This window comes from Rhodanobacter sp. G1, from assembly GCF_055397855.1.
In genome coordinates this window covers 942,288-952,794 of the sequence record NZ_AP039674.1, presented here as the reverse complement: position 1 = coordinate 952,794, position 10,507 = coordinate 942,288, and the positions used below count along the sequence as shown (strand labels likewise).

Below are 10,507 nucleotides of genomic sequence, written 5' to 3'. Positions count from 1 at the left end.
AGCGGCCAAAGCCCGGGAGCTTTCGCCCCCAGGCTTGGCTTGCGCTAGGTCGAACCGACGGCGCGCAAGAGCGCCGATTACTTCAGTTCGACCGTGGCGCCGGCAGCTTCCAGATCCTTCTTGAACTTCGCAGCGTCGTCCTTCGAAGCGGCTTCCTTCACGACGCCGCCGGCCTCGGTCAGATCCTTCGCTTCCTTCAGGCCCAGGCCGGTGATGGCGCGGACGGCCTTGATCACGTCGACCTTCTTGTCGCCGGCGGACTTCAGGATCACGTCGAACTCGGTCTGCTCTTCGGCAGCCGGGGCAGCGGCGCCGGCTACAGCCACGGCGACCGGGGCAGCGGCGGACACGCCAAACTTCTCTTCGATGGCCTTCACCAGCTCCATCACTTCCATCAGCGACTTGGCGGCGACGGCTTCAACGATCTGTTCGTTGGTCAGGGACATGTTGATTTCCTCTGGAAATTGATTCGAATGGGATAAGCGTCGAGCTCAGGCTTCCGCCACGGCTTCCGCGGCGACTTCGCCGCCGCCCTGCTTGTCGGCCACGGCCTTGATGGCGCGGGCGAACATCGCGGCGGGCTCGGCGAGCACGCGGGCCAGCATGGCCAGCGCTTCTTCGCGGGTCGGCAGCGAGGCCAGCACGTCCACGTGCGCGGCCGGCAGCAGCTTGCCTTCCACGGAGACGACCTTGGCCTTGAGCTTGTCGTTGGTCTTCGCGAATTCCTTGATCAGGCGACCGGCAGCGCCGGGCTCCTCGGTCGAGAACGCGTACAGCAGCGGACCGGTCAGGACGTCCTTGACGACGTCGAACTCGGTGCCCGCCACGGCGCGCGATGCCAGGGTGTTCTTGACAACCTTCAAGAACACGCCGGTCTCGCGGGCCTTCTTGCGCATCGCGGTCATCTGTTCGACCGTGGTGCCCGCGTACTCGGCAGCGACCAGGGAGTGGGCCTTCGCGGCGACTTCTGCCAGCTCGGCGACTACTTCTTGCTTCTGGGTCAGATTGAGAGCCATTGCACTCCTCCAAATGAACTCCGCTCACGGCTCCTGCCGCTTGCGGTCCTGGGCGACGCCTTCCGTGACGTCGGAGACGCGGAGCGTCCCGGGTGGTGGCCTTTCCAGAACGACGAATCATTCCAGTGGGGGCGACACCATCTGCGCAGGCCGGATGACTCGCACCCGATTAAGCGACCGGCTTGGCGGCGACGGCGATTCCCTGCCATGAGCGAGCTCCCTGCCCGTCGTCGTCGCGCGCTGATCGCGCCTGCGGTCTTTGACGGCTGCCCGGCCATGCGACCGGGCTGCCCTCAAAAACGGCCCGCGCGGCACACTGCCGCGCGGGAAAAACACGTGCTTACTTGGCCGCGATGCTCAGCGACGAGGTATCGACAGCGACGCCGACGCCCATCGTGGACGACAGCGCAACCTTCTGCAGGTACTGGCCCTTGGCCGTGGCCGGCTTGGCCTTCAGCAGATCGTTGACCAGCGCGTTGAGGTTGTCCGCGAGCTGCGCGGCCTCGAACGTGGCCTTGCCGATGGTGGCGTGGATGATGCCCGCCTTGTCGTTGCGGAACTTCACCTGGCCGGCCTTGGCGTTCTTCACCGCGGTGGCGACGTCGGCGGTGACCGAGCCGTCCTTCGGGTTCGGCATCAGGCCGCGCGGGCCGAGCAGCTGGCCCAGCTTGCCGACCACGCGCATCGCGTCCGGCGTGGCGATCACGCGACCGAAGTCGAGGTCGCCGGCCTGCATGCGCTCGGCCAGGTCGTCCATGCCGACGGCGTCGGCACCGGCGGCCTTGGCGGCCTCGGCCTTCTCACCGGCCGGCACGAACACGGCGACCTTGACGGTCTTGCCGGTGCCGTGCGGCAGCAGCGAGGAGCCGCGCACGCCCTGGTCGGACTTCTTGGCGTCGATGCCGAGGCGCACGGCCACGTCGACGGATTCCGCGAACTTCGCCTTGGCGTTGTCCTTGACGATCTTCAGGGCCTCTTCGAGGCCATAGACCTTGCCCGGCTGCACAGCGGCCTGGGCGGCCTTCATACGCTTGGTGATCTTTGCCATGTCTTAACCCTCCACCACCAGGCCCATGCTGCGCGCGCTACCGGCAATGGTGCGCACCGCGGCGTCCAGATCGGCAGCCGTCAGATCCGGCTCCTTCTGCTTCGCAACGTCTTCCAGCTGCTTGCGGGTGATCTTGCCGACCTTGTCGGTGTTCGGCTTGGAAGAACCCTTGGCGACGCCGGTGACCTTCTTGATCAGCACGGTGGCGGGCGGGGTCTTGGTGATGAAGGTGAAGCTGCGGTCGGAGTACGCGGTGATGATGGTCGGGATCGGCAGACCCGGCTCCATCTTCTGCGTGGCGGCGTTGAACGCCTTGCAGAACTCCATGATGTTCAGGCCGCGCTGGCCCAGCGCCGGACCGACCGGCGGGCTGGGGTTGGCCTGACCGGCCTTGACCTGCAGCTTGATGTAGCCGACTACTTTCTTTGCCATTGGATTTTCCTCGCGAGTTCAGGCGCCTTGCGGCTCCTCGCTGTGCAACATTCCCTGGTTGAGAGGGGAATCCGCATCCCGCGGATTCCTGAAACACGGACACGCCGGGTCGAAAGACCCCGGCGGGAACCGTGCAGTATAAAGATTGACCAGCTCCTAAGCAAGCCCTGTGCCGATTCCTTTCCCCCCCCCGGGGAGAAGGTGGCCCGAAGGGCCGGATGAGGGGTCAAGCCGGCGCTGACGCCAGATCAGGGAGCGCTTTGAATCAAGCTCGGCGCAAGCCCCGCCCCTCACCTCAATCCTCTCCCCGGAGGGGAGAGGAGGCGAACGTGCGGTGCGATGCCGCTTTGCCCGAACGCCTCAGCCAGATCAGGCCTTCTCGACTTGGCCGAACTCCAGTTCCACAGGAGTAGAGCGGCCGAAGATCAGCACCGCCACGCGCAGGCGACTCTTCTCGTAGTTGACTTCCTCGACCACGCCGTTGAAGTCGTTGAACGGGCCTTCGGTGACACGCACCATCTCGCCCGGCTCGAACAGCACCTTGGGCTTGGGCTTTTCCACGCCTTCGCGCACGCGGCTCAGGATGACGTCGGCTTCGCTGTCGCGGATCGGCAGCGGCTTGTCGGCGGTGCCGCCGATGAAGCCCATCACCTTGGGGGTTTCCTTGACCAAGTGCCAGCACTCGTCGTCGATGCGCGGCGCCTTGCCCTCGGTGTTGGTCTCGATCTGCACCAGCACGTAGCCGGGGAAGAACTTGCGATCGCTGCGGCGCTTCTGGCCGCCGCGCATCTCGATCACTTCCTCGGTAGGCACCAGCACCTCGCCGAACTTCTCTTCCATCCCGGCGCGCTGGATGCGCTCGGAAAGCGCACGGCGAACCTGGTTCTCGAAGCCCGAATAGGCGTGCACCACATACCAACGCTTGCTCATGGCTTCGACCTCACAGCTTGAGCAGCCAGTCGAGAATGACCGACTTGAATAACAGATCGATCAGGCCCAGCAGCACCGACAAGGCAATGACCACGAGAATGATGACACCGGTGGTCTTGATCGTCTCGTCACGAGTCGGCCAGACCACCTTGCGCATTTCGAATTGCGATTCGGCCAGGAAGCGCCGCACGCGGCGACCCAGCCCGGTGAACGCGGCGATCGCCAGCGAGATCACCAGTGCGGCCAGCACGCCCAGCAGGCGCACCACCGGCGGCACGCTGGCATCGTTGCCGAACCACGAATACGCCACGATGCCAGCCACCAGGATCACGGCGGCCAGCACCAGCTTGGCGATATCGGCGGCACTCGTGCCCCTGGACTGTTCTGCCTTGGTATTCATGCGCAGCCTGCGGATGTCGTCGGAAACCGGACGCATGGAGCCGCCGATTGCCGCCATCCGTCGTCGATCCTCGGAGAGATGGCACGCCAGGAGGGACTCGAACCCCCAACCTGCGGTTTTGGAGACCGCTGCTCTGCCAATTGAGCTACTGGCGTAGATTTGTGCTCACATCCGTGTTCGCGAAAGCCAAAAGCCGGCCATCCCTGGCCGGACTTTTCACCAAAGGCCGCTGCGTAGCGGCCTTTGGCTTGTTCTTACTTGATGACCTTGGCGACCACGCCGGCGCCGACGGTACGACCGCCTTCGCGGATCGCGAAGCGCAGGCCCTGATCCATCGCGATCGGGTGGATCAGCGTCACCTTCATCTTGATGTTGTCGCCCGGCATCACCATCTCCACGCCTTCCGGCAGCTCGATCGCGCCGGTCACGTCGGTGGTGCGGAAGTAGAACTGCGGACGGTAGCCCTTGAAGAACGGGGTATGACGGCCGCCTTCGTCCTTCGACAGCACGTACACCTCCGCCTCGAACTCCGTGTGCGGGGTGATCGTGCCCGGCTTCGCCAGCACCTGACCGCGCTCCACGTCGTCGCGCTTCAGGCCGCGCAGCAGCAGGCCCGCGTTGTCGCCCGCCTGGCCCTGATCCAGCAGCTTGCGGAACATTTCCACGCCGGTCACGGTGGTCTTCTGCGTCGGGCGGATGCCCACCACTTCGATTTCGTCACCGACCTTGATGATGCCGCGCTCGATACGACCGGTCACCACGGTACCGCGGCCCGAGATCGAGAACACGTCTTCCACCGGCATCAGGAACGGCTGGTCGATCGCGCGCTGCGGCTCCGGAATGTACGTGTCCAGCGCGTCCACCAGCGAGATGATCGCCGGCACGCCGATTTCCGACTGGTCGCCTTCCAGCGCCATCTTCGCCGAACCCTTGATGATCGGAGTGTCGTCGCCCGGGAAGTCGTACTTCGACAGCAGCTCGCGCACTTCCATCTCGACCAGCTCGAGCAGCTCGGCATCGTCCACCATGTCGGCCTTGTTCAGGAACACCACGATGTACGGCACGCCCACCTGGCGCGACAGCAGGATGTGCTCGCGCGTCTGCGGCATCGGGCCGTCCGCGGCCGAGCACACCAGGATCGCGCCGTCCATCTGCGCCGCACCCGTGATCATGTTCTTCACGTAGTCGGCGTGGCCGGGGCAGTCCACGTGCGCATAGTGGCGCGTCGGCGATTCGTATTCCACGTGCGCCGTCGAGATCGTGATGCCGCGCGCCTTCTCTTCCGGCGCCGCGTCGATCGCGTCGTAGGCCTTGAACTCGCCGCCGAAACGCTCCGCGCCGACCTTCGTCAGCGCCGCCGTCAGCGTCGTCTTGCCGTGATCCACGTGACCAATCGTGCCCACGTTCACGTGGGGCTTCGTGCGCTCGAACTTGCCCTTTGCCATGACCAGAATCCCGGTGGAGTCAGTGAGAGAAAAACCGCCCGGAACGGGCGAGCAACAAAGATGGTGCTCATGACTGGAATCGAACCAGCGACCTCTTCCTTACCAAGGAAGTGCTCTACCGACTGAGCTACATGAGCGGAATTTTCAGCCGACATCCATGACGGCAAAGACAAGACCAGCATCCATGCCGGACTCTTCACAAAAGCGCGCCGGGATGTTGCATTCAGCAGCGGAACTTTTGTGCCCAGCAATCCAATGGAGCGGGAGACGGGAATCGAACCCGCACCATCAGCTTGGAAGGCTGAGGTTCTACCATTGAACTACTCCCGCCCTGCGCGGAGCCCGTTGCCGAACCGAAGATCGATCCGGCGAACCAGCCCAATCGCAACCTGCGCGAATCGACTGGTGGAGGGAGGTGGATTCGAACCACCGAAGGCGTAAGCCAGCAGATTTACAGTCTGCCCCCGTTGGCCGCTTGGGTATCCCTCCAACAAAGAACGCGTATTGTGTGGATCGGCCCGCCGACTGTCAACACCTGCGGGCACGATCGCGCACGGATTTCAGCCGGATTCCTGCAGGCTTTCGCCGTCCTGCGCGTCGACCAGGCGCTCCATCTCGCGCGACAGCTCCTGCAGGCGCCGCGCATGCGCCTGCAGGCTGCGCTCGGCAGCGTCGCGCGGTTCCCAGTGCGGCACCGGCGTGGGCTTGCCGTCGGGCGCGTCCAGCGCAACGAACACCATCACGCAACTGGTCGCCAGGCGCTGCTCGTTCTTGCGCAGGTCGCCGGCCAGCACGTCCACCGCCAGGTGCATGCTGGAGGTGCCGGTGTGGATCAGCCGCGCGCGCACCGTGACCAGGTCGCCGATCAGGATAGGCGCCACGAACTGGATGCCGCTGACCGACACCGTGACGCAATACGCCCCGCTCCATGCCACCGCGCAGGCGTAGCCGGCCTGATCGATCCACTTCATTGCCATGCCGCCATGCACCTTGCCGCCGAAGTTGACGTCGGTGGGCTGGGCGAGGAAACGGAAAGTGACTTCGTGCTGCTGGCCTGGCATGCGCGCTCCGATCACCGCGGCGGGAAAGCCCGCATTATGCCCGCTGGCCACGCACCGGCGCGCACTCCAGCTCCATCGGCGTGGTGAGCGCGCCATTCGGCGACGGGCGCTCCGGCCCGGTGGCCACGAACCCGAACCTGCGGTACACCGGCAGCGCGCAGCGCGAGGCGTTGAGCGTGAAACGGCGCGTGCCGGCGCGGCGCACCGCATCGGCCATCGCGCGCAGCCACAGGCGCCGCGCGATACCGCGACCGTGGTAGCGGGTGCCTACGAAGAGCTGGGTGAGATGGCTGTCGTCGCGCATCGTCGCCACGCCCACCAGGGTGTCGCCAAGCCAAGCGAGATGGAAGCGATGACCCTCGGCCATGCGCATGCGCTGGGCCGCAGCGCCTTGCCGCGACAGCAGCGCCAATCCGGCCTCGCGCGACTGGTCGGGCAGTATCCAGCGTCGCGTCAGGCGACGAACCAATGCGCTCACGGCGCGCGCGTCATCGGGACGGCCCAACCGGATCCGCAACACCGCCTTCGCCATGCCCCCCCCCGCAACCTGCCGGACGGCGCGCATCCTTGCACGGAACGAAGGGCGCCGGCGCGTGCCGCCCGCGCGATGCGGGCTTCGCGGCTCAGACGTTGAACAGGAAGTGCAGCACGTCGCCGTCCTTGACGATGTAGTCCTTGCCTTCCTTGCGCAGGCGGCCCGCATCGGCGGCGCCCTTCTCGCCCTTGTACTGGATGAAGTCGTCGTAGCCCACCGTCTCGGCGCGGATGAAGCCGCGCTCGAAGTCGGTGTGGATCACGCCGGCCGCCTGCGGCGCGGTGTAGCCGCGCTTGATCGTCCAGGCGCGCACTTCCTTCACGCCGGCGGTGAAATAGGTCTGCAGGTCGAGCAGCTTGTAGCCGGCGCGGATCACGCGGTTGAGGCCCGGCTCGTCCAGGCCCAGATCCTTGAGGAACTCGTCGCGGTCGGCGTCGTCGAGCTGGGCCAGTTCCTCCTCGATGGCGGCGCACACCGGCACCACCTCGGCGCCTTCCTCGGCGGCGCGGGCGCGCACGGCGTCGAGGTGCGGGTTGTCGGCGAAGCCGTCTTCCAGCACGTTGGCGATGTACATCAGCGGCTTCAGGGTGAGCAGGAACAGGTCGCGCACCAGCGCCTTTTCCTCGTCGTCCAGCTTCACGCTGCGCGCGGACTTGCCTTCGTTGAGCGCGGCGGCGAGCTTCTGCAGCACCGGCTTCTTCGCCAGCGCTTCCTTGTCGTTGGCCTTGGCCGCGCGCTCGGCGCGGTTCAGCGCCTTCTCCACCGAGTCGAGATCCGCCAGCGCCAGCTCGGTGTCGATGGTCTCGATGTCGGCGATGGGATCGACCTTGCCGGCCACGTGGATCACGTCGCCCTCGAAGCAGCGCACCACGTGGGCGATCGCGTCCACCTCGCGGATGTGCGCGAGGAACTTGTTGCCCAGGCCCTCGCCCTTGGAGGCGCCGGCGACCAGGCCGGCGATGTCGACGAACTCCACCGCCGTCGGGATCACCTTCTGCGGGTTGACGATGGCCGACAGCGCGTTGAGCCGCGGGTCGGGCACCGGCACTACGCCCACGTTGGGCTCGATGGTGCAGAACGGGAAGTTCGCCGCGGCGATGCCGGCCTTGGTCAGCGCGTTGAACAGGGTGGACTTGCCGACGTTGGGCAGGCCGACGATGCCGCATTTGATGCCCATGGAAAACTCCGGAAGCGTTTGTACTGTTGCAGGCGCCGTTCCGCGAAAGCGGCAACGGCACCGGGAAATTATTTGCCGTCAGCGGTGTGCAACCGCTGCATGGCCTTGTCGAACTGCCCCTCGACCGCCAGCGGCAGCACGTCCAGCGCGCGCGCGATGCCGCCCGTGATGGCGTCCTCGTCCTGCGCCGAAGGGCGCCCGAGCACCCACGGCGTAACCTTGTCCTTGTGGCCGGGATGGCCGATGCCGATGCGCAGGCGATGGAACTTGCCGTGGCCGAGGTGGGCCACGATGTCGCGCAGCCCGTTCTGGCCGCCGTGGCCGCCGTCGAACTTCATCCGCACGGTGCCGGCATCGAGATCCAGCTCGTCGTGCGCCACCAGGCACTCGTCCGGCTCGATCTTGTAGTAGCGCAGCGCGGAGGCCACCGCGATGCCGCTCTTGTTCATGAAGGTGGCGGGCTTGAGCAGCCACACCGGCTCGCCGCCGAGACGAACCTTGCAGGCCTCGCCGTGCAGCTTGCCGTCGAAGCTCCAGCGCTCGCCCTGCCCCGCCGCGAGGGCGTCCACAAACCAGAACCCGGCGTTGTGCCGGGTTCGGAGGTATTCGGCGCCGGGATTGCCCAGCCCGACGATGAGTCGCAGACCCGCCATGGAGGCAAGCAAGCGCACGCGGCCCGCGCCCGGGCGGGCGCGGGCCGCGGCGGCTTACTTCTTGTCCTTGGCCGGGGCGGCGGGCTTGGCGTCGGCAGCCGGGGCGGCGTCGGCGGCCGGCGTTTCCTCGACCTCTTCCTTCACCGCGTTCGCGGTGACCACCGTGGTGTCGTGGTCGGCGCCGAGGTGCAGCGCCACGATCTCGACGCCCTTCGGCAGCTTCAGCTGCGACAGGTGGATGATGTCGCCGGGCTTGAGGTCGGCCAGGTCGAGCTCGATGAACTCCGGCAGATCCTTCGGCAGGCAGGAGATCTCCACTTCCGTCAGGTTGTGCGAGATCACCACGCCGGAGGTCTTGGCGGCGGCGGACTTCTCCTGGTTCAGGAAGTGCAGCGGCACGTTCACACGCAGCTTGGCGTTCTCGTCGATGCGCAGGAAGTCCATGTGCATCATCTGCTGCTTGAACGGGTGCTTCTGCCAGTCGCGCACCAGCACCTTCTGCACCTTGCCGTCGACGTTCAGGTCGAGCACGGAGGAGAAGAACCACTCGTGCTTGGCGGCGAGCAGGATGGTGTTGTGCTCGATCTGGATGCTCTGCGGGGGCTGGCCCGCACCGTAGACGACGGCCGGCACGTAGCTCGCGCGACGCAGGCGGCGGCTCGCACCTTTCCCCTCGTCCTTGCGGCTCTCGGCCTTGATTTCATGAGTCTGTGCCATTTCGGTACTACCTTGGGTTGATGAACCGCCTCGCGGCGGCCGTTCGACTTTTCCGCGACCAGAAAAGTCCGTTACTTCTATGCGGCGTCCCTGCCGCGAAAAGCGGAACTTCCAAACCGCCCGTCCTGGGCAGACTTTCAAACATCAATCGATGTACAGCGAGCTCACCGACTCGCCGAAGGCGATGCGTCGGATCGTCTCGGCCAGCAGCTCGGCCACCGAGAGCACGCGGATCTTCGCGCAGGCCTGCGCCTCGGCGCTCAGCGGCAGCGTGTTGGTGACCACCAGCTGGTCGAGCTGGGAATTCTCCAGGTTGCTCATCGCCGCGCCGGAAAGCACCGGGTGCACGCAGTAGGCCACCACCTTCTTCGCGCCGCGCTCCTTCAGCGCCGCCGCCGCCGCGCACAGCGTGCCGGCGGTGTCGACGATGTCGTCCACCATCACGCAGGTCTTGCCGGCCACGTCGCCGATGATGTTCATCACCGTGGCCACGTTGGCCTTGGGACGGCGCTTGTCGATGATGGCGAGATCCGCGTCGTCCAGGCGCTTGGCCAGCGCGCGGGCGCGCACCACGCCGCCCACGTCCGGGCTCACCACGATCATGTCGTCCATGCTGTGGTTGCGCCAGATGTCGGCCAGCAGCACCGGCGAGGCGTACACGTTGTCCACCGGGATGTCGAAGAAGCCCTGGATCTGCTCCGCGTGCAGATCCACCGTAAGCACGCGGTCGATGCCGGCGGTGCCGATCATCTTGGCCACCAGTTTCGCGGTGATCGGCACGCGCGCCGAGCGCGGGCGGCGATCCTGCCGGGCGTAGCCGAAGTACGGGATCACCGCGGTGACGCTGGCGGCGGAGGCGCGCTTCAGCGCGTCGGCCAGCGCCAGCAGCTCGACCAGGTTCTTCGCGCTCGGCGCGCCCGTGGGCTGCAGCACGAACACTTCCTGGTTGCGCACGTTCTCCTCGATCTCGATCTGCACCTCGCCGTCGCTGAAGGTGCTGACCAGCACCTTGCCCAGCGGCATGCCCAGACGCGACGCGACGTCCTCGGCGAGCTGAGGGTGCGCCTTGCCGGCAAACAGCATCATCGGGCTG

At 66.2% G+C, this 10,507-nt stretch carries 13 protein-coding genes and 4 tRNA genes; all 17 read right to left on the bottom strand.

The annotated features are described in order from the left end of the window. Positions 1-77: 77 nt before the first annotated feature. Positions 78-446, bottom strand: coding sequence for a 50S ribosomal protein L7/L12 (gene rplL, locus ACZ5Z2_RS04225; protein ID WP_464760731.1), 369 nt, complete (start codon positions 444-446; stop codon positions 78-80). A 45-nt stretch (positions 447-491) separates the two neighbouring features. Beyond that, positions 492-1,016 (bottom strand): 50S ribosomal protein L10, encoded by a 525-nt coding sequence (gene rplJ / locus ACZ5Z2_RS04220; RefSeq protein ID WP_464760730.1) that lies wholly within the window; start codon positions 1,014-1,016, stop codon positions 492-494. A 340-nt stretch (positions 1,017-1,356) separates the two neighbouring features. Beyond that, positions 1,357-2,064 (bottom strand): 50S ribosomal protein L1, encoded by a 708-nt coding sequence (rplA, locus tag ACZ5Z2_RS04215; protein WP_464760729.1) that lies wholly within the window; start codon positions 2,062-2,064, stop codon positions 1,357-1,359. A gap of 3 nt (positions 2,065-2,067) precedes the next feature. Then, positions 2,068-2,496, bottom strand: coding sequence for a 50S ribosomal protein L11 (gene rplK / locus ACZ5Z2_RS04210; RefSeq protein ID WP_192105778.1), 429 nt, complete (start codon positions 2,494-2,496; stop codon positions 2,068-2,070). A 369-nt stretch (positions 2,497-2,865) separates the two neighbouring features. Beyond that, on the bottom strand, positions 2,866-3,426 hold the full coding sequence (gene nusG / locus ACZ5Z2_RS04205; RefSeq protein ID WP_464760728.1) for a transcription termination/antitermination protein NusG: 561 nt from the start codon (positions 3,424-3,426) through the stop codon (positions 2,866-2,868). 10 nt (positions 3,427-3,436) lie between these two features. Continuing rightward, the gene (gene secE, locus ACZ5Z2_RS04200; RefSeq protein WP_464761659.1) at positions 3,437-3,826 is read right to left on the bottom strand and encodes a preprotein translocase subunit SecE; all 390 of its coding nucleotides are present in this window, start codon (positions 3,824-3,826) and stop codon (positions 3,437-3,439) included. 79 nt (positions 3,827-3,905) lie between these two features. Further along, positions 3,906-3,981: transfer RNA gene (locus ACZ5Z2_RS04195), tRNA-Trp, on the bottom strand. A gap of 99 nt (positions 3,982-4,080) precedes the next feature. Then, complete coding sequence (gene tuf, locus ACZ5Z2_RS04190; RefSeq protein WP_464760727.1) at positions 4,081-5,271, bottom strand: elongation factor Tu; 1,191 nt, start codon at positions 5,269-5,271, stop codon at positions 4,081-4,083. A gap of 61 nt (positions 5,272-5,332) precedes the next feature. Further along, positions 5,333-5,408 (bottom strand) — tRNA-Thr (locus ACZ5Z2_RS04185). A 119-nt stretch (positions 5,409-5,527) separates the two neighbouring features. Beyond that, positions 5,528-5,601, bottom strand: a tRNA-Gly gene (locus tag ACZ5Z2_RS04180). Positions 5,602-5,674: 73 nt separating this feature from the next. Continuing rightward, positions 5,675-5,760, bottom strand: a tRNA-Tyr gene (locus tag ACZ5Z2_RS04175). 71 nt (positions 5,761-5,831) lie between these two features. Continuing rightward, positions 5,832-6,332, bottom strand: coding sequence for an acyl-CoA thioesterase (locus ACZ5Z2_RS04170; RefSeq protein WP_464760726.1), 501 nt, complete (start codon positions 6,330-6,332; stop codon positions 5,832-5,834). A gap of 34 nt (positions 6,333-6,366) precedes the next feature. Beyond that, on the bottom strand, positions 6,367-6,810 hold the full coding sequence (locus tag ACZ5Z2_RS04165) for a GNAT family N-acetyltransferase (RefSeq protein ID WP_464760725.1): 444 nt from the start codon (positions 6,808-6,810) through the stop codon (positions 6,367-6,369). A 145-nt stretch (positions 6,811-6,955) separates the two neighbouring features. Beyond that, positions 6,956-8,044: a redox-regulated ATPase YchF gene (gene ychF, locus ACZ5Z2_RS04160; protein WP_464760724.1), complete on the bottom strand. Its 1,089-nt coding sequence runs from the start codon at positions 8,042-8,044 to the stop codon at positions 6,956-6,958. A gap of 68 nt (positions 8,045-8,112) precedes the next feature. After that, positions 8,113-8,697: an aminoacyl-tRNA hydrolase gene (gene pth, locus ACZ5Z2_RS04155; protein WP_464760723.1), complete on the bottom strand. Its 585-nt coding sequence runs from the start codon at positions 8,695-8,697 to the stop codon at positions 8,113-8,115. A gap of 54 nt (positions 8,698-8,751) precedes the next feature. Then, complete coding sequence (locus tag ACZ5Z2_RS04150) at positions 8,752-9,414, bottom strand: 50S ribosomal protein L25/general stress protein Ctc (RefSeq protein WP_464760722.1); 663 nt, start codon at positions 9,412-9,414, stop codon at positions 8,752-8,754. A gap of 144 nt (positions 9,415-9,558) precedes the next feature. Then, entirely contained in the window at positions 9,559-10,497 is a 939-nt protein-coding gene (locus ACZ5Z2_RS04145) for a ribose-phosphate diphosphokinase (RefSeq protein ID WP_464761658.1), read from the bottom strand. Between the last annotated feature and the right edge of the window lie 10 nt (positions 10,498-10,507).

Bases quoted from the DNA above. Each gene is read 5' to 3' on its own strand.
- nusG (WP_464760728.1), bottom strand. From the start codon at position 3,426: ATGAGCAAGCGTTGGTATGTGGTGCACGCCTATTCGGGCTTCGAGAAC.
- tuf (WP_464760727.1), bottom strand. From the start codon at position 5,271: ATGGCAAAGGGCAAGTTCGAGCGCACGAAGCCCCACGTGAACGTGGGC.
- rplA (WP_464760729.1), bottom strand. From the start codon at position 2,064: ATGGCAAAGATCACCAAGCGTATGAAGGCCGCCCAGGCCGCTGTGCAG.
- pth (WP_464760723.1), bottom strand. From the start codon at position 8,697: ATGGCGGGTCTGCGACTCATCGTCGGGCTGGGCAATCCCGGCGCCGAA.
- ACZ5Z2_RS04145 (WP_464761658.1), bottom strand. From the start codon at position 10,497: ATGCTGTTTGCCGGCAAGGCGCACCCTCAGCTCGCCGAGGACGTCGCG.
- secE (WP_464761659.1), bottom strand. From the start codon at position 3,826: ATGAATACCAAGGCAGAACAGTCCAGGGGCACGAGTGCCGCCGATATC.
- ACZ5Z2_RS04170 (WP_464760726.1), bottom strand. From the start codon at position 6,332: ATGCCAGGCCAGCAGCACGAAGTCACTTTCCGTTTCCTCGCCCAGCCC.
- rplL (WP_464760731.1), bottom strand. From the start codon at position 446: ATGTCCCTGACCAACGAACAGATCGTTGAAGCCGTCGCCGCCAAGTCG.
- rplJ (WP_464760730.1), bottom strand. From the start codon at position 1,016: ATGGCTCTCAATCTGACCCAGAAGCAAGAAGTAGTCGCCGAGCTGGCA.
- ychF (WP_464760724.1), bottom strand. From the start codon at position 8,044: ATGGGCATCAAATGCGGCATCGTCGGCCTGCCCAACGTCGGCAAGTCC.
- ACZ5Z2_RS04150 (WP_464760722.1), bottom strand. From the start codon at position 9,414: ATGGCACAGACTCATGAAATCAAGGCCGAGAGCCGCAAGGACGAGGGG.
- rplK (WP_192105778.1), bottom strand. From the start codon at position 2,496: ATGGCAAAGAAAGTAGTCGGCTACATCAAGCTGCAGGTCAAGGCCGGT.